Here is an 18,883-nt window from a genome sequence, read left to right as displayed (position 1 = left end):
AATTTCTCATATGATCTTTCAACACTTCAATCATTATGATTAATTACCCCCCAAACTCCATAGCATTAAAATAATAAGGCTAATATTATGCGCTTGCTCGATGTCTTTACAAATTATCGCTCTTCCATAATCTTGATATTAGCGCTAGCTATTGGCGCAATGGTCGGTATTTATTTTCCTGAATTAGCCCACTCAGTTGCCCCTATAGGCAATATTTTCATTAACTTACTCTTCATGATAGTCGTGCCTTTAGTGAGCTTAAGTGTCACTTCTTCTATCGCCAGCATGACAGATTTGAAAAAGTTAGGGATTATTTTACTCGCTGTTATACTCGTTTCAGCAATTATGGCCATTATTCCATCGCTTACAATGATAAGCCTAGCCACTTTATTTAATCCCGCTCAAGGCGTCACCCTCACACTCAGTGAGCCGATGAATACAGGCGGTGGACATATGGATTTTGTCAAAATGCTCACCACCAATGACTTTGTCGGTTTACTCTCTAAATCCAATATTCTTGCGCTGGTGATTATGTCTATCATTGCAGGAGTTGCGATCGGCCAATCCGGTGAGCATGGCAGAAAAGTCGCTGCGATGTTACATAGCTTAAATGTGGTGATCATGAAAATAGTATCAATGATCATGATAGTCGCCCCGATTGGTTTAGGCTGTTATTTTGCTTCCACCATGGCTAACCAAGATCCTGAGTTGTTAACCTCTTTTGCGCGGGCCATCTTGCTTTTTCTAGTGACAGCTCTGATTTACTTCATTTTTGGCTCTACTTTTTATGCTGCTATTGCGGGTGGACGCCCAGCTATCGCCAGCTTTTGGCGCAATGTGTTTCCTTCTGCTGCCACAGCACTCGGTACCAGCTCATCCTTAGCCAGTCTGCCCGTGAACCTTCGCAGCGCACAAAAAATGGGGCTCAAAGAAGAAATAGCCGATATTTGTCTGCCCTTGTTGGTCAACATCAATAAGGGCGGCGCAGCAATGACAGCATCATTAAAAATTGTCTTTATCTATGCGGTGCTGGGCTTGGATTTTACCCCAGAAGTTTTCTTCATAACGTTATTACTCGCCACCTTATATGCTGTTATTGTCAGTGGCGTTCCTGGCGGGGCCTTTTTAGGTGAAATATTTATTGTCACCTCACTCGGCCTACCCATGGAAGTCATCCCCATGCTTGTGGTGATCGGTGCAACAACCGATGCCATGGCCACCGTCATTAATGTTACCCATGATCTTAGTGCGACTCAATTAATCGAAAAAATAGTCGGCAAACGGCTAACTTTTCATACCGATAATGATAAAGATCCCGCAGCTCTCAGTTAAAATGGGAATATAATCGATATGAGTCACTAAAGGCCCATAATGAGACTTTATACCCAAGCACAGTGAAAATATGCTTGGGTATATACGTCATAGAAATCAATAACGGACAAACATGAATACGCAAACTTATAATGAAGCCATCCTCGAACTTGCTACAGCAGGCTTACAGGCACTTGAAGAATTTAATGTAACAGCCAGTGTTAAAACCCCAACCACTCGGAGCCATTTTATTTGTCACTGGATGGTCAATGCACTAAAAAATAAACACTTTCCTAAACTCGTCGCCAATGATTTAACCCTATGGATCCGTCAGGCTCGTAGCCAAGGCACCAGTACCGATCTTCCATCTATCTTATTCAAGATCAAAAATCAATACACCTTGATTAAAGATAAACAACAAGGACTGGGATTAGGCTTAACAACCTTTATCACCCAGCTTGAACAAGAAGATTGGATCATTATCAAAGATCAAAGTTTATCACCCCAACTGAAGTTAAAATTGAATAGTCACGGACGAAGCAGCTTGATCATTTCAGAAAATGATTATTTTCATAATATTCAAAATGACGAACTCATTAAACCTGTAACCTTATACATACGCGCCGATGAAACCATATTGGTCGCCAAAGCATTAAAACATCATCTTTTGCTGACATTAGGTAATAAAAAAGCGTCATTCATCAAACATCATAAAGCCTACCACGTTTGGCCTAGTAATCTCGCGCCCACATTAAGCTTACTGGCCTAATCAATCACGCGATGAATAAAATATCTACTCGGAATATCAGGCATCACAAAAAATGGAGTATAATGCCTGATTCAACAATTTACTTTAAGCAAAGTAAATAAAACCATTTTTCTTTTTAGTCACCGTTAGGATAAGCATCATGGCGCGTAGGATCACCTATAAATATAACAATCAAGCAAAAGAAATCAATTTTGCTTATGACGTCTATCATGATATGTACGAAGCTGTTGCTGCTGAAGAAGGCATTGATCTCAAGCAGTATTTGGCTATGGAACAACAAATAGCTATGACCTCTAAAGGCAGTGCAGCGGTGAGAGACTTTAGAGCCAAAGAATTTACTCGTTTTGGCTTTAGTGACATTTATTTCGTTAAAGACGATCCTGACACCGAACAATAAAAGTGAATACCATGAAGCACACCAAGATAAGTCAAACTACACAAACAGTCAGGGGAAACAGTGAGCATGCCAATTATCCCCGAGCCAGTTTTTTTCGCCGGCTCGGTGCAATGATTTACGATGCCTTACTTGCCGTTGCCGTTTATATGATTGCTGGCGCTATCGGCTTTGGCGTATTCACCGGACTTGTCTCGCTCAACATGCTGGATATGAATGGCTTTGAACATATCTCTGATTTGCTTAATGGCACAGCACTATATCAAAGCCTCTACCAATTCTGGTTGGTACTCTGTGTGGGTCTTTTTTATATCAGTTTTTGGAGCTATGGCGGCCAAACCCTCGGAATGCGCGCATGGCGAGTCAAAGTACAACATCCTAACGGGCAAAGTCTGAGTATGATCACCGCGAGTGCCCGCTTAGTTTACTCTTTATTAGGGGTAGGCAATCTATGGATTTTACTCAAGGCAGACAAATTAGCCTTACAAGATAGTATGACTCGCTCAGAAGTGGTTGTATTATCAGAAGAAGCCAATCAACTGCGCAATTGGCGTGGTGTCTAGACCATCCCTTACCATACTCAAAATTGCATCCGAATGGACGCCATTTTTATTAACCCAAGTTCAGTTATTTACGAATAAAATACAGCGCACCAACACTGAAAATTAATGCCGGCATGCCTGCACTCATATAAGCAGGCAGCCCATAAACAATACTCAACGGGCCAAAAATCTCACTGCAAATATAAAAACTAAATCCGGCCACCACCCCTAATAATACCCGGGCACCCATGGTTGCCGTTCTTAAGGGGCCAAAAACAAATGACAATGCAACTAACATCATCACAGCAATCGTGACCGGCTGCATAAGCTTACGCCATAAAGCTAGCTCATAACGTTCAGTCGCTTGATTATTTGCCTTTAGATACTCTAAATAGCCGAGTAAACCCTGAATAGACAATGACTCAGGTTTGACCGATACCACCGTCAACTTATCGGGTGTTAATGTTGACTGCCAAATATCCTGCTCTTTATAGCTCACCGTCACTTTATCTGTTGTAAAGTGCGTGGTTTCCACATCATGTAATAGCCACTGCTCATTGACATAATTCGCGGTATCGGCATTAACGGTACTCACTAAGTGCAAAGTATCATCAAATTTATACAAGGTAACATTACTGAGTGTATCGACATCAACCACTTGGCCAATATTCACAAATAAACCACTATCCCTAGCCCAAATACCTTGATTAGATTTAATGAAACTGCCACCAGAAATCTTAATAGCTTGTCGCTCTTTTGCTTTGAGTTCGGCTGCGGGCGCACCCCACTCACCTAACATCATGACTAAGATCATTAACGGGATCGCCGTTTTCATCGCCGACATCGCAATTTGTAATCGAGATAATCCCGAAGATTGCATCACCACTAACTCTGAGTTTGACGCCATCATTCCCATGCCGATTAAAGCACCCAATAACACCGCCATCGGGAAAAACATTTCAATATCACGGGGAATAAGATACAGCACATAAATACCCGCATCGATCATATTATAAGTGCCGCGTCCCACCAACCTAAGCTGATCCACCCATTTAATAATGCCTGATAATCCTGTCAAAATAAGCAAACATAAAGCCGAGCTACCAATAATCGTTCTGGCAATGTAGAAATCTAAAATTCTCATGCCGCCGCCTTTTTACGCTTAAATTGGGCTAACAGCTTACTACCCCATGGCCTTTCTTTGCTTAACAAAATGAGTCCAATCAGTAAGGCCGATGCATGGATCCACCACATTCCTAAAAATGCAGGGATCACACCATCTTCTAGCGCTTTTCTACCAGCGACCATCAAACCAAAATAGCCCAAATACAGTAAAATAGCAGGTAGCATTTTCGCAAATTTACCTTGGCGATTATTCACTCTCGACATAGGCACAGCAATTAAGGTCATTAAAGGGATCGCTAATGGGATCGCCAAACGCCAATGAAATTCGGCCGTGGCTTCTGGTGTATCAATATCCATAAGTTTAGCCAGTGGCAAAGAAGAGAGCTTGCGTCGACGTTGATCCACCTCTTGCTCTTTAATCTGCATTTGATAACCCCCAAAATCGGTTATCTGATAATCTAAATCTTTCGGACGGCCTTGATAACGCACACCATCAGATAACTGCAATCGTTGCGCGCCGCTGTCATCTTCAACCACGCTGCCACTCTTGGCCACAACGACATTACTCATTCCCTTTTCATCATCTTTTTCGGGCAGTTGAGCAACAAACACATTGTCGAGTGTATTATCTCGTCCAATTTTTTCAACAAACAATACCGCTCGACCATCGGGACTCGTTTGAAAACGTCCAGCGGTTAATGCGGCGAGCCCGGCTTCAGATTGAGCATGCTCTAAAACTTGGTTTTGCCTTTCCTCCGCCCAAGGCGCAACATAAAGAGATAAAAAGCCCGTTATAACCACATTAACTAAAGCTATCAGTAAGGTAACTCTAGTAATATACCATTCACTCACCCCGACCCCATGAAGGATCACCATTTCATTTTCGGAATACATACGCCCATGAGCCAGTAAAATTCCTAAAAACAAACTTAACGGGATCACCAGCACCGCCAAAAAAGGCAGATTAAGTCCTAATAGCGTCACCACCAGTGAGGCCGGAAATTCGCCATCAGAGGCATCGGCAAGCACACGCACGAACTGTTGACTGATAAAAATAGCCAATAAAACTAACAGTACGGCTATCTGTGCTTTTAAAACTTCGCTAATCAAGTATCTAAATACAATCACAAGTAGGCTACACTCTCTAAACTTTCATTTATGCTGGTATCAACACAACTTTCATGTAAACTGTCTACTTTTAGTCGTTTTGCAACCAACAATGGCTGAACATGGACAATAATACACCAGAGGAAATAGCTTTTGGTGTGCCATATTTAGTCCCCATATTGGGGCACAAGCAGACATTATCCAATAAATAATAAAATTTGTCTTTAAGAATCTAGGAGAGCTCATGGAGTTTAGTGTAAAGAGCGGTAGCCCAGAGAAGCAACGCTCAGCTTGTATCGTTGTCGGCGTGTATGAACCTCGACGCTTATCGGGTATTGCCGAACAGCTGGATAAAATTAGTGAAGGTTATATCAGTAATCTTTTACGCCGTGGGGACTTAGAGGGAAAACCTGGACAAATGCTCCTGCTACATCATGTACCAAATGTACTCAGTGAGCGGGTATTATTAGTGGGTTGCGGTAAAGAAAGAGAACTCGACGAACGTCAATATAAACAGATTATCACCAAAACAATTAATACGCTAAATGAGACAGGCTCGATGGAAGCAGTCTGCTTTCTTACCGAGTTACATGTAAAAGGACGCGATACTTATTGGAAAGTGCGTGAAGCCTTAGAAACCACACAAAATAGCCTCTATAGTTTCGATGTATTAAAAACCCGTAAAGGGGAAACCCGTCGTCCATTGCGTAAGCTTGTCTTTAATGTACCGACGCGTCGCGAGCTCACTGTCGGCGAGCGTGCTATTGAACACGGCTTAGCCATTTCAAGCGGTATGCGCTTATGCCGTGATGTGGCCAATATGCCACCCAATATCTGTAATCCTGCTTATTTAGCTTCTCAAGCACGTCAACTCGCCGAAATACATGAAAGTCTGACAGTATCGACTATTGGCGAAGAGCAAATGGCCAAATTAGAGATGAACTCTTATCTTGCTGTGGGACGCGGTAGCCATAATGAATCCGTTATGACCATTATGGAATATAACGGATCAGCAAAAGGCAATGACAAACCCATTGTTCTCATCGGCAAAGGATTAACCTTCGACTCGGGTGGGATCTCATTAAAACCAGGCGAAGCCATGGATGAGATGAAATACGATATGGGCGGCGCTGCTGGTGTTATCGGCACCATGAAAGCCTTATGTGAAATGAAGTTACCTATTAATGTCATCGGTATTCTTGCCGGTTGTGAGAACATGCCATCAAGTAATGCTTATCGCCCTGGTGATATACTGACAACCATGTCAGGGCAAACCGTTGAAGTCCTCAATACTGACGCCGAAGGTCGATTGGTTTTATGTGATGTATTAACCTATGTTGAGCGCTTCGATCCCGAACTGGTTGTCGACACAGCGACGTTAACAGGTGCCTGTGTTGTTGCGTTAGGTAAATACGCCTCTGGCCTGTTTTCGGCCCATAATCCACTCGCTCATGAATTACTCAATGCAGGTGAACAAAGCGGTGACAGAGCATGGCGCATGCCGTTATGGGATGAATACCAAGAACTGCTCGAAAGTCCTTTTGCCGATATGACCAACCTAGGCGGTCGTGCTGGCGGCTCCATTACCGCAGCCTGTTTCTTGTCTCGCTTTGCTAAAAAGTACCACTGGGCACATTTAGATGTGGCGGGTACGGCTTGGAATAGTGGTGTCAATAAAGGTTCAACGGGGCGTCCAGTGCCTTTGCTAACACAATTCTTGATCAACCGAGCTGGTGTCGAGCAAGGCGAAAAATCAGCTTAATCTCAACGCCAAAGCAAGCGTGAATTTGGACCGAAGTCAATGAGTGACTTTGGTCTTAATTTCACAATATTAAACGCCTAAAAAGCATCGATCTCATTTTTATTTCCCAATCTAAATAAAAATCGTGAGCATCAATAAAAAGTACGGTGAAAATAAAAACGCTTTAGGGAACATTCCGAGTTCCGTGTACAATACCCAGTTAATCGTTAAGCCCAAATAGAATTCAGTCCAATGACCCAAACGCTGTTTTATCTGCTGCCTCCTCCATTAGCACAACAAAGTGTAGACCTAAACGCTGTCTATCAACTCGCCTGTGAATTGGCCCAGCACGCATTCGTAAAGCAACAACACGTTTATATTCATTGTGAGAACAAACAACAAGCTTATGCTATTGATGAATTACTTTGGCAATTCAAACCCAGTGCCTTTGTCCCTCACAACCTAAAAGGTGAAGGGCCCATTACTGGCGCGCCTGTCGAAATTGGATTCGATCCACTCGGGCCAAATAAAAATCGTCATCAATTGATCAATCTTGCAGACCAAGTCCCCTCATTTGCGGTAAACTTTGGCCAGATTTTCGATTTTGTTGCTAATAACGATACGCATAAAGCACACGCACGCGATCGCTATCGCCAATATCGCACCTTAGGTATCGCACTAGCGACCCAAGATATAGCAACGCAACCCCTTAATTTAGTTTGAGAAGTATACGATCCCATGGAAAAAACATATCATCCGCAGTCCATTGAACAATCTCTTTACCAAAACTGGGAAGAGCAAGGTTACTTTAAACCACAGGGCGAACAGTCCCAAGGCAACTATTGCATCATGATCCCACCGCCAAATGTGACTGGCAGTTTACACATGGGCCATGCTTTTCAAGATACCATTATGGACACCTTGACGCGTTATCAGCGTATGAAAGGTAAAAATACCTTATGGCAAGTGGGAACCGATCATGCCGGTATCGCCACTCAGATGCTGGTTGAGCGTAAAGTTGCTGCTGAAGAAGGCAAAACTCGCCACGATTTAGGTCGTGAAAACTTTATCGATCGCATTTGGGATTGGAAAGCACAGTCCGGTGGCACGATTACTAAACAACTGCGTCGCTTAGGGGCATCTGTTGATTGGGATCGCGAACGCTTCACCATGGATGAAGGCATGTCTGCTGCCGTTCAAGAAGTTTTTGTGCGCCTATATGACGATGAACTTATCTATCGAGGTAAACGTCTTGTCAACTGGGATCCAGCACTGCACACCGCGATTTCAGATTTAGAAGTCGAAAACAAAGAAAAACAAGGCAGCATGTGGCATTTTCGTTACCCACTCGCTGACGGTGCCTTAACGGCCGATGGCAAAGATTACCTTGAAATTGCCACTACGCGTCCAGAAACCATGCTAGGTGATAGCGCCGTAGCCGTTCACCCTGAAGATGAGCGTTACCAATCGCTTATTGGTAAGTTTATCCTGCTACCGATTGTTAATCGCCGCATTCCTATTATCTGTGACGATTATGTGGACATGGCATTTGGTACCGGTTGTGTGAAAATCACCCCTGCACATGATTTTAACGATTACGAAGTGGGTAAGCGTCACCTGCTACCCATGTTCAATATTTTAACCTTCGATGCGGCCATCCGCCCAATGGCTGAAGTCATTAACACCGATGGCAGCAACAACACACAACTTGATGGCAACCTACCTGAACGCTATGCAGGTCTTGATAGATTCAAAGCCCGTAGCGCGATTATTGAAGAGCTTGAAACACTAGGCTTACTCGGTGAAATTAAACCCCATGCACTTAAAGTGCCTTATGGCGATCGCTCAGGCGTGGTCATTGAGCCACTGTTAACCGATCAATGGTACGTCTCTGTCGCCCCGATGGCCAAAACAGCCATGGAAGCGGTAGACAATGGTGATATCAAGTTTGTCCCTCAGCAATATGAAAACATGTACAACTCTTGGATGCGTGACATTCAAGACTGGTGTATCTCTCGTCAACTTTGGTGGGGACATCGCATTCCTGCTTGGTATGATGAAACAGGAAAAGTCTATGTTGGCCGTGATGAAGGTGAAGTGCGTACCAAATATAAGCTCGATGACAGTGTCGTCTTACGTCAAGATGCTGACGTACTCGATACTTGGTTTAGCTCAGCGTTATGGACCTTTGCCACGTTAGGCTGGCCTGATAATACCGACGATCTTAAAACCTTCCACCCAACCGATGTTTTAGTCACTGGTTTTGATATTATTTTCTTCTGGGTGGCACGCATGATCATGATGACCATGCATTTCATTAAAGATGAAAATGGTAAACCGCAAGTCCCCTTTAAGACCGTGTATATTACCGGTCTTATCCGAGATGAAGCGGGTAATAAAATGTCAAAATCAAAAGGGAACGTGCTTGATCCTTTAGATATGATTGATGGTATTGATCTCGAATCTCTGGTGACAAAACGCACTGGTAACATGATGCAGCCTAAATTGGCGGCAAAAATTGAGAAAAGTACTCGTAAAGAATTCAGCGAAGGTATCGAAGCGCATGGTACTGACGCCCTGCGTTTCACTCTGGCTTCAATGGCATCCACTGGCCGCGACATCAACTGGGACATGAAACGTCTCGATGGTTATCGCAGTTTCTGTAATAAAATCTGGAATGCCTCACGTTACGTATTAATGAATACTGAAGGCGAAGATTGTGGTATCAATGCCAATGGCAAGCAAAGTGGCAGCTTAACCTTATCACTGGCCGATCGCTGGATCATCAGCCTATTTAACCAAACAGTAAAAACCTTTGATGAACATATGGAAAATTACCGCTTTGATTTAGCGGCCAATACGCTTTATGAATTCACTTGGAACCAGTTCTGTGATTGGTACCTTGAGCTCACCAAACCCGTCATGCAAAGTGGCAGTGAAGATGAGCTTCGTGGCACCAGGCACACCCTTGTCACAGTGCTTGAGGCCATGCAGCGTCTAATGCACCCCATCATGCCTTATATCACCGAAACCATTTGGCAACGTGTTAAGCCACTGACTGGCGTTCAAGGTGAAAGTATCATGTTAGCCGCTTTCCCTGAATATCAACAAAATCAAGTTGATGAAGCTGCAATGCAAGATTTAGAGTGGGTGAAACAAGTGATTGTGGCCGTGCGTAATATCCGCGCAGAACTCAACATCGCCCCATCGAAACCCCTCAATGCTTTATTAAAAGGTGTCAACGCACAAGATAAGCAACGTATTGAAACTAACCAAACATTCTTTACCACCTTAGCCAAACTGGAATCAATGACAGTGCTAGAGGACGGTGACAGCGCCCCGATGTCCAGCACTCAGTTGATCGGTAATATGGAACTGCTTATCCCCATGGCAGGCCTTATCGATGTTGCCGCTGAAGTGGCCCGTATCGATAAACAATTAGACAAAGCTGACAGTGAGTTTAAGCGCATCGAAAAGAAACTCTCAAATCAAGGTTTTGTCGCTAAAGCCCCTGAAGCCGTTATTGAAAAAGAGCGTGCCAAACAAGCTGAATATCAACGTGATATCGACAAGCTCACCGAGCAAAAAGCCGAATTAGCGAAACTCGAAAGCTAAAGCTTAACTTGACTAGAAGCATCATTTGACGAGCATTAACAAATCGTTAAATATAAAAAGCCAGTGAGTACATTCACTGGCTTTTTAATATCAACGCCCCTTAATTCGAGTAATTCCTAGATCTCAGCAATAAGAGCCACCCTATTGACTCACCTACACCATCAATGATCCCGCTTAACGTTCCAGAATCCTATTAACGAAATGACTATAAAATTATATTTTTCAGCATGTTCAATAAGTATAAATCAATGCCAGTGCTAGAGGGTGCTGTAGCGCCCCTATCATTTTCAAGCACTCAGTTGATCGGTCATATGGAACAGCTTTACCCATGGCAGGCCTTATCGATGTTGCCACTGAAGTGGCCCATATCGATAAACAATTAGACAAAGCTGACAGTGAGTTTAAGCGCATCGAAAAGACACTATCAAATCAAGATTTTGTCGCTAAAGCCCCTGAAGCTGTCATTGAAACAGAGCGTGTCAAACAAGTTGAATATCAACGTGATATCGACAAGCTCACCGAGCAAAAAGTCGAATTAGCGAAACTAGAAAGCTAAATTGATCGTATGATGTTATAGCCTAATCATACTCAATAAAAAACGTTCACATCCATTAGTCTCTTATAGATTAGTCTAGTACATCGTTGATATTAAAAACGATAAAATAGAATTGTTGATAAAGTAACCCGCAATTGCTTTCATCCATTCCTTATTTGAACTTAACATTAAATCGATTTCAACATCGAAAAAACGATATATAGAGAGAGACAATGACATTTAGACATATTCTGTTTTTTATCACTGCTGTCTATGCAAACAGTAGCATAGCAAGCAACCCCATCGAAGTGACTGAAAGATCGGTTAATCATCCGTATGACAACACGTTTCTCTCAATCGATGAGCAATTACAGCGCGATCAGATTTTCATTAACTGCATTGACCAAACTGAAAAATCAACAATCACGGAGGCCAAAGTACTTTATTCCGAAGATGAAAACTCAAATGCGCTTTATTTAATAAAAAAACGCCACAGCAGTGGAGCGGGTGGTGGGCTGGTCTTTAAAGTCATTAAAAACCCTAACGTTTGGGGTAAAAGCGATAAAGAAGAAGTGCGGTTATTAAAAATATTCCCCTACTCCAAAAGTAGCCTGATCCCTTCCAGAAACTTTACCGGCGCCTCTTTAGAAGAGGCTAATCGCGAACGCTTAAACTTATGTGTTATGACTAAGCTTGATGCTCAAATGCATCAAGCTTCAGCACCGGATGAAGCATTCCCTTCGACTTTTCCAATCTATGAACACATGGGGATGACCTATGTCAGCACGCATAGTCAAGCCGTTCCGTTTATCGTAACCGATTATGTCAGTGGTAAACCGCTTTCAGAATTTTATTTTGATCAAGAATCATTTACTTCCACACCTCATCACGAAACCTATGCTGATTTTCTACAATGGTTAACCTCATTTTACAGTCATCCGGTATACCCAGAACAAAAAAGAGATAAAGCCGCTTATTCTGTCTTTCTGCAACTGTTAACATCGTTGAAAACAGCTAATGAAAAGTATGGTTTTCAACATTACGATTTACATCCCGGTAATATTATTATCTCTAATGAAAACTGGCCAAAAGGTACTTACTTAAATAGTATTCATCCGATATCAAAAGCTAACATACAAATTGATATCAGTGAGACACCTAAAGTAAAAATTATTGATTTAGGGACATCTGGCATTGGTATCATTTCAGCCACTGATGCAAAATTCTTAGATAGAAAAATAACAAAGGCACTTACTTTACGTGCTAAATCCAGCAGCTTTAAATACTATTTCTTTGGTAACCGAGTGGCAAAACTCACCCCAGATCTCAGCATGTGGTACATCATTGCCAATCATGTCATCGAAAATGAAACAACATTAGAATGGAACACCGAAGAACAAAATGAGTTTATCTGTAATGATTATGCTTCTTGTTTAGCAGGCTTTCTAGACAGAGCGGCTCCTGACTTTGTTAGTATTCAATAATTAACCCATAAACTGGCAGGGATGCTAAAACCACCAGCATACCCCCAGACTATTTCCGAATTCCAGCCTCAATATTCCTATTTTAATGTCAGTTCGCTATTTCAAAAAAACCATAGCTTTAATCGTCATTGAAATGACTCGCTCCCATATCCATTTTAACTGTACAGTCACCGCTAATCCCCCTCCACTGTTTAAAAGCCAATTGAGTCCCCCGACTCCTAAACACTACACAGTCTATTACCTCAGTCTTTCATCAATGATCACCACAGTATCAACACCAAAATAAGAAACAGTGAAGCGAGTACACTCATTCGCATCCAATCTAGTTCTACAGCCTCTATGGGGTGAAGCCGAGTTAACATCGAACAACTGAAGCCACAAATTTGGCGTTTTGACTCAAATTAGGTAAAGTAGCCAACTTAAAACAAAAACAATACATCATTTCATAAACGTTAACATTTACCGCATAACCCACTATCAAACGAATAAAGGTTAGCAAAACAAGGTAAAGCCGTTTTATGACACTATTTGGGGTAAGACAGGATGAGTCAGAGTATTTCCCACACAGGTAATGATCTGCGTGAAGTCAAGCAACTGGGCATGTGGGCTTCTATTGCCAGTTTAAGCTATATCTTTTGGATGGTCGGTGGCATGGAACTCATCGAACGTATCGCTTATTACGGCGTTAAAGCCAGTGCAGGTCTCTATGCCAAAGCCCCGAGCTCCGCTGGCGGTCTAGGAATAAGCTTAAGTGATTACGGGGTGATTATTTCCACCTGGGCCTTAATGCAAACGTTTATTCCTGTATTCACTGGCGGAATATCCGACCGCGTTGGCTATAAAGAAACCATTTTCGTGTCAACCTTAATAAAAATTGCAGGCTATCTGGTGATGGCTTTTTTCCCGAGCTTTTGGGGCTTTCTTATTGGTGCTATGTTACTCGGTGGAGGCACCGGTATTTTTAAACCAGGGATCCAAGGGACCTTAGTATTAGCAACCAATCGCAATAACTCTTCCATGGCATGGGGAGTTTTTTATCAAGTCGTCAACATTGGGGGCTTTTTAGGTCCTCTGGTTGCCGTCCATATGCGCCAGCTGTCTTGGGATAATGTCTTTTTTGCTTGTGCTACTATCATCTCTTGTAACTTACTTTTATTACTCGCCTATAAAGAACCTGATAAAGAAGCACGTTTAGTGCGAAATGCCAAAATAAAATCTGGAGAGCTCAAACAAGAAGTCTTATGGAAGGATGCACTCCATGAACTTAAAAAGCCTGTGGTTATTTACTACATGCTGGTTTTTTCCGGCTTCTGGTTTTTATTTAATTCTTTATTTGACGTCCTCCCGATTCACATTGCTGAGTGGGTCGACACCAGTGTGATTATCACCACTCTGTTTAATGGCGAAGGCACCAGCAGTGGCTTTTTACAATTTTGGCTTGGATTGGATAACGCCGGCACAAAAGTCATGCCCGAAGGTATGCTTAACTTAAATGCTGGTATGATCATGACCAGCTGTTTTTTAATTGCCGCTTTAACGGCTAAATATCGTATCACCAGCGCCATGTTAGTCGGCTGTTTATTCAGTATTTTAGCCTTTGTGTTTATCGGTGCTACCAATGCCGCTTGGATGATAGTGCTGGCCATCGCCTTATTTTCCATCGGTGAAATGATGATAAGCCCAAAGAAAAATGAATTTATGGGCAATATCGCGCCTGAGGGTAAAAAAGCCATGTACTTGGGTTTTGTGATGTTACCTCAAGGATTGGGTTGGGGATTAGAAGGCTATTTTGGACCCAAACTGTATGAACACTTTGCTTCCAAAGAGCGCTTTTCTCGCGAGCTTCTTGCTGAGCGCGGTATGAGTGAGAATGCCATTCATGCCATCCCTCAAGGTGAAGCTTTCGACAGACTCGTCGCTTTTACTGGCGAACCTGCCAAGCAATTAACCCAATTACTTTATAACACCCATGACATCGGCATGGCTTGGTATATTATCGGCGGCATTGGTGCCACGTCTGCTGTCGGGATCTTTTTGTATGGTCAATGGTTATACCGCTTACAGCAACAACAAGCGTAAGTCTGACTTCAAATAATCGCCTAAAGCTAGCAGCTGTTATCTGCTAGCTTTACGATCTTAGCCCCAAATAAATCCAAGATGTTTCCCTAGCGGCAGAATGGGGCACACACCATATGATCCACAGTCTTATAACTGAACTTCAGCCTGAGATAATCTGCGACTTTGCCCTACCAGCAAACTGGGCTCTAGCACAATATGACCGACGGATAAACGATGCAGTGCAAGTACTGGGTTCCTAAAACGACCAAACATACGCTTAATTTGATGATATCGTCCCTCCATTAAGGTTACCATCGCCACATATTCACTTTGTATTTCCAATTTTACCGGTAACGTAGTGATATCTTCGTAGGCAAAATACATCCCATTGGCAAAGGCGTCGATATAATCTTGAGTAAGCGGATTTTGCAGTGTGACTCGGTACACCTTTTCGACTTTATTCTCTGGAGACATCAACGCCTTAGACCAGCGACCATCATTGGTTAACAATACAAGTCCAGAGGTGTTTAGATCCAGTCTTCCCACAATATGCAAATCGTTTTCATCTGCACTCATCCCTTTTTCTAAGCCCTCTTCTAAGCTGCTTGCTAAGCCCTTTTCTACATAATTAATGCCTAAACAATCAATGACCGTTTTGTGCTGATCATCTCGCGTCGCACTCACGACACCAATCGGTTTGTGCAACATCACATATCGAGGCTGATTATCTTGTAATATGTGCTCATCCACACAGATATGAGCAAACTCATCAATCAGTAAATCTCTGTCTTTTGCCACCTTGCCATCCACCCTCACTTGACTTTTTGCCAGCATCACTCTCACTTGATTACAACTGACATTAAGCCTGCGACTCACAAATCGATCCAAACGGCCTCGTTTCGACTTCATAGTACCTCACACAAAATACACTTTAAAAAGACTCCATTAAGTCAGTAGATCAAAACAACCATACTTGCATTTCACAGCAGTTCATACTTTATCAATAACCTACCCAGCTTAAACGGGCACAACTTTATAGGCACAACGCCTCGCACCTTCAATAATATGCTCTTCGCGGCTCACTGCCGCAATCCCCTCAAATAAACGTTGAAACAGTTGTAATTCTGAACGACAAAAATTCAAACACTGACTCGCCGCAGCACAAATAGGACAATGATTTTCGAGCAGCCAAAAAATATCCCCTTCTTGCTCAATACTGGCCATATAACCTTCATCTGTTCGTAATTTCTCAAGCACAGATAACTTATCCAATAAACTGTCTTTCTTTTTCATGGCTGCTAAATACAACTCAAGTGAAGCTAACTCCCGATGCTCGATTAATTGTTCTAGCCCCTCATCCCCAAAAATGGTTTTAACAGAATCAATCAGCTGCACCGTCAATTCAGGATGACGATCGCTAAAGTGACTGTTACTTTGTGTCGTCAGTGACCAATAACGAGTCGGACGCCCTCGTAAGGCTTTTTTGTCTTCAAAAACCACATCGCCGCTCTCTTCTAATCCTTGAAGATGTTGCCTAACCCCCATAGTGGTGAGTGCAAGCTCATCAGCTAACACTTTAGCAGTTTGTGGCCCTTTTATTTTCAGCGTTTGTAAAATTTTCTCACTGGTTTTCATCCTATATCCTCATCATTCAATTCATTCTCTGAGGCTTCAGACCTTCGACTTCAAGCCATCGACTCCTGATTAGTCATTTCACGCTTATTATTACCCAAATAACAATTATGTAAACTTTTTTCTTTACTTTACTTGGTAAAGTATTTACCTTATATAACACAAGTAAACAAAAAAACATTACTAAAGATGAAATTATTAATTATTAGCGGCAGTCAAAGAGAAGCCTCTCAAAGCGCAAAAGTAGCACGCTACTTATCAGACACAAATCATCGATTCGACGAGATAAATCACTTAGAACTCTGTCGTTATCAACTGCCTTTTTGGGACGGTGAAAGCACAAGTAAAGTTGCCACCGACAGCACTTGGCCTTTCATTCGTCATCAAGTCAAACAAGCCAATGCCCTCATCTTAATTACACCAGAATGGGGAGGAATGGCATCCCCATTAATAAAAAATTTCTTACTCATGTGTGATAGTCAAGATACTGCCCATAAACCGGTGTTGTTAGTCGCCGTGTGCAGTGGTATTAGTGGGGCATACCCGATTGCAGAGCTGCGTATGAATGCATTAAAAAATAATAAACTGGTCGCGACACCGGATCATCTCATTATCCGTAATGTCACCGAAGTCTTAAATGAGCAGGTATTCCATGATGAGCGAGATCAACAGTTAAGGGAAAGGATCGATTACAGTTTGCATATGCTACATCAGTATTCAACAGCACTTGGGCAAATACGAACCCAACACTCAGCGATACCTTACCCTAAACAGCAAGAATACAGTTACGGCATGTAATCTATTGTAAAAGAAATAATTAAACAGGAAAGCTCATTTAAATTTTAAGGAGAAAATCATGATCCAACTCGAACATATCAACCTCGTTGTCAACGATATCCCCAAATCACTGGCTTTTTATCAAGCCATTTTCCCGCATTGGCAAGTCAGAGGCGGTGGAGAAGCCAGTTGGCATGGTAAACCCAGAAATTGGGTCCATTTTGGTGATGACTATCAATACTTGAGTCTCAATGATAATGGTGAAGGTGAAAATCGTAACTTAAGTGGACATCAAATCGGCCTCGCCCACTTTGCTTTTGTCACTCATGATCTTCAAGGCGTCATCGATCGGTTGAAAATCATTGGCTATGGCGTCGATAAAGAAGGTGCTGACAATCCTTATAGAGAAAACGTCTATTACATCGATCCTGATGGTTACGAAGTCGAATTCGTGCAATATAAAAGCGATGTCCCCAGTCAACGAAATCAATATGATTAACCAAGATATAGATTTAAATCAAGCAGCATAATCTCAATGGAAGTTAATCTAGTCTTTCATTGAGATCATCTGACAATGATGTATCAACTCATCGCTTTTAAATATTTGGCGGGCACAATACGCACCAGTAACTGCATCCAAGCCCAGGGCCAACGCGGCGCGTAGCAAGTCGATTTTTCAGCTTCAATGCCCTTTACTATAGCACGGCAACCCGTCTCTGTATCGACCATAAAAGGCACTTTTTTTACTTTTTCGTTCATTTCACTGCGAATAAAACCAGGATGAACACACGTCACTTTAATCAGTGTACCCATCACATCAATTCTGATCCCTTCCGTTAAAGATGATAAGGCCGCTTTTGTTGCAGCATAAACGGTGAGCGCTCGCCTAAAACCTCTTAGGGCACTAAATGAAGAAATCGTCACTAGATGCCCTGAGTTTTGTTTTCTAAAAATCTCCATTGCGGCTTCTGCCTGCGCTAATGCAGCAATGAAATTGGTCTGAGCGGTCTGTTTATTAATTCTAAAATAGCCCGTGCCAATAGTGACCCCCTTACCAATGCCTGCATTGATAATAATACGATCGAGCCCACCCAGTTCTTCGTGACACGCGTTAAAGACTTCAAAGACTTGTTGATGCTCATTCACATCAAGTTGTTTCACAATAATATGAATATTGGGATCTAAAGCGAGTAACTCCTGTTTCAAACTTTCTAATAGGTCAATACGTCTGGCACATAAGGCTAAATTTCGTCCTTTTTTGGCAAACTCAACAGCCATCCCTTTACCTAGCCCAGAACTCGCCCCAGTGATCAATATATTCTTTCTCATTAATTTATCTTTACTCTTAAAATGATGAGTAAGTAGGCTACTGATAATTAATCGGAATGTAAATATACCCTGACATTTGGTTCATTCTCCCTCCTTCGTTACACTCAACCGCATCTTCAATAAGCTTGGTGTGTACACAAGCTCATTGAAAGTGCAGGATCCAGCTGGAATTTAAAGTCTTTTAGGCAAGGGCGTTAATTGCTCCTGCATTAATGACATGAGTTATTGTCAAATGTGGTGTATCAATGAATCGTGATGTTCTGTTTGATCTTGAGTGATCCGCTCACCATCTTTAAATTGAATACCTGATATGACATCAGCAAGCAGCTTAAAACCTCGCAGGCGATACCACTTTTTTTCTGCTGATTGCGCCAGTTTAAACACCATCATTAATGTTGTCTTACGACTACCACAGCTTTTTACCTTATGTGTCCGTAATCGCACCGTCGCAAAGGTCGATTCTA

General features: G+C 42.3%; 16 protein-coding genes and 2 pseudogenes. 12 read left to right on the top strand and 6 right to left on the bottom strand.

Going from position 1 to position 18,883, the window contains the following annotated elements:
* The first annotated feature begins 87 nt into the window (after positions 1-87).
* The 4 genes from L2764_RS04700 (at position 88) to L2764_RS04685 (ending at position 3,037) form a co-directional block, all read left to right on the top strand.
* Positions 88-1,332 carry a dicarboxylate/amino acid:cation symporter gene (locus L2764_RS04700; RefSeq protein ID WP_248939087.1) on the top strand — a complete coding sequence of 415 codons (1,245 nt, stop codon included), beginning with the start codon at positions 88-90 and terminating at the stop codon, positions 1,330-1,332.
* A 112-nt stretch (positions 1,333-1,444) separates the two neighbouring features.
* Complete coding sequence (locus L2764_RS04695; protein ID WP_248939086.1) at positions 1,445-2,080, top strand: DUF2913 family protein; 636 nt, start codon at positions 1,445-1,447, stop codon at positions 2,078-2,080.
* 139 nt (positions 2,081-2,219) lie between these two features.
* Positions 2,220-2,477: a DUF2960 domain-containing protein gene (locus L2764_RS04690; RefSeq protein ID WP_248939085.1), complete on the top strand. Its 258-nt coding sequence runs from the start codon at positions 2,220-2,222 to the stop codon at positions 2,475-2,477.
* Positions 2,478-2,488: 11 nt separating this feature from the next.
* Positions 2,489-3,037, top strand: coding sequence for an RDD family protein (locus L2764_RS04685; RefSeq protein ID WP_248939084.1), 549 nt, complete (start codon positions 2,489-2,491; stop codon positions 3,035-3,037).
* 64 nt (positions 3,038-3,101) lie between these two features.
* On the opposite strand, the gene lptG is transcribed toward L2764_RS04685, so the two are convergent.
* Entirely contained in the window at positions 3,102-4,160 is a 1,059-nt protein-coding gene (lptG, locus tag L2764_RS04680) for an LPS export ABC transporter permease LptG (RefSeq protein ID WP_248939083.1), read from the bottom strand.
* Positions 4,157-5,269 carry an LPS export ABC transporter permease LptF gene (lptF, locus tag L2764_RS04675; protein WP_248939082.1) on the bottom strand — a complete coding sequence of 371 codons (1,113 nt, stop codon included), beginning with the start codon at positions 5,267-5,269 and terminating at the stop codon, positions 4,157-4,159. The genes lptG and lptF overlap by 4 nt, the downstream gene beginning before the upstream one ends.
* A 223-nt stretch (positions 5,270-5,492) precedes the next feature.
* Between lptF and pepA the strand changes: the two genes are divergently transcribed.
* The 6 genes and pseudogenes from pepA to L2764_RS04645 all read left to right on the top strand — a co-directional run bounded on the left by pepA (position 5,493) and on the right by L2764_RS04645 (position 14,702).
* Positions 5,493-7,010, top strand: a complete 1,518-nt coding sequence (pepA, locus tag L2764_RS04670) for a leucyl aminopeptidase (protein ID WP_248939081.1) — start codon at positions 5,493-5,495, stop codon at positions 7,008-7,010.
* A gap of 231 nt (positions 7,011-7,241) precedes the next feature.
* Positions 7,242-7,712, top strand: a complete 471-nt coding sequence (locus tag L2764_RS04665; protein ID WP_248939080.1) for a DNA polymerase III subunit chi — start codon at positions 7,242-7,244, stop codon at positions 7,710-7,712.
* 15 nt (positions 7,713-7,727) lie between these two features.
* Complete coding sequence (locus L2764_RS04660) at positions 7,728-10,604, top strand: valine--tRNA ligase (protein ID WP_248939079.1); 2,877 nt, start codon at positions 7,728-7,730, stop codon at positions 10,602-10,604.
* A 218-nt stretch (positions 10,605-10,822) separates the two neighbouring features.
* Positions 10,823-11,160 (top strand): annotated as a pseudogene (locus L2764_RS04655) (valine--tRNA ligase); the annotation flags it as partial.
* Positions 11,161-11,372: 212 nt separating this feature from the next.
* On the top strand, positions 11,373-12,623 hold the full coding sequence (locus L2764_RS04650) for an aminoglycoside phosphotransferase family protein (RefSeq protein WP_248939077.1): 1,251 nt from the start codon (positions 11,373-11,375) through the stop codon (positions 12,621-12,623).
* Between the two features lie 543 nt (positions 12,624-13,166).
* A complete protein-coding gene (locus tag L2764_RS04645; RefSeq protein WP_248939076.1) occupies positions 13,167-14,702 on the top strand; it encodes an MFS transporter in 1,536 nt (511 codons plus the stop codon).
* 126 nt (positions 14,703-14,828) lie between these two features.
* Here L2764_RS04645 and L2764_RS04640 read toward each other — a convergent pair whose 3' ends face one another.
* Positions 14,829-15,590 (bottom strand): pseudouridine synthase, encoded by a 762-nt coding sequence (locus L2764_RS04640; protein WP_248939075.1) that lies wholly within the window; start codon positions 15,588-15,590, stop codon positions 14,829-14,831.
* A 108-nt stretch (positions 15,591-15,698) separates the two neighbouring features.
* Positions 15,699-16,316 carry a helix-turn-helix transcriptional regulator gene (locus tag L2764_RS04635; RefSeq protein ID WP_248939074.1) on the bottom strand — a complete coding sequence of 206 codons (618 nt, stop codon included), beginning with the start codon at positions 16,314-16,316 and terminating at the stop codon, positions 15,699-15,701.
* A 186-nt stretch (positions 16,317-16,502) separates the two neighbouring features.
* Here L2764_RS04635 and L2764_RS04630 point away from each other — a divergent pair, with 186 nt between their 5' ends.
* Both L2764_RS04630 and L2764_RS04625 read left to right on the top strand, forming a co-directional pair.
* Positions 16,503-17,111, top strand: a complete 609-nt coding sequence (locus tag L2764_RS04630) for an NADPH-dependent FMN reductase (RefSeq protein ID WP_248939073.1) — start codon at positions 16,503-16,505, stop codon at positions 17,109-17,111.
* Positions 17,112-17,169: 58 nt separating this feature from the next.
* Complete coding sequence (locus tag L2764_RS04625) at positions 17,170-17,589, top strand: VOC family protein (protein WP_248939072.1); 420 nt, start codon at positions 17,170-17,172, stop codon at positions 17,587-17,589.
* 83 nt (positions 17,590-17,672) lie between these two features.
* On the opposite strand, the gene L2764_RS04620 is transcribed toward L2764_RS04625, so the two are convergent.
* Positions 17,673-18,419 (bottom strand): SDR family oxidoreductase, encoded by a 747-nt coding sequence (locus L2764_RS04620; protein WP_248939071.1) that lies wholly within the window; start codon positions 18,417-18,419, stop codon positions 17,673-17,675.
* A gap of 228 nt (positions 18,420-18,647) precedes the next feature.
* Positions 18,648-18,883, bottom strand: a pseudogene (locus tag L2764_RS04615) (IS256 family transposase); the annotation flags it as partial.

Source organism: Shewanella surugensis (genome assembly GCF_023284005.1).
GTDB lineage: Bacteria > Pseudomonadota > Gammaproteobacteria > Enterobacterales > Shewanellaceae > Shewanella > Shewanella surugensis.
The sequence above is the reverse complement of the archived record's forward strand: the minus strand, read 5'-3'. Positions and strand labels throughout refer to the sequence as shown.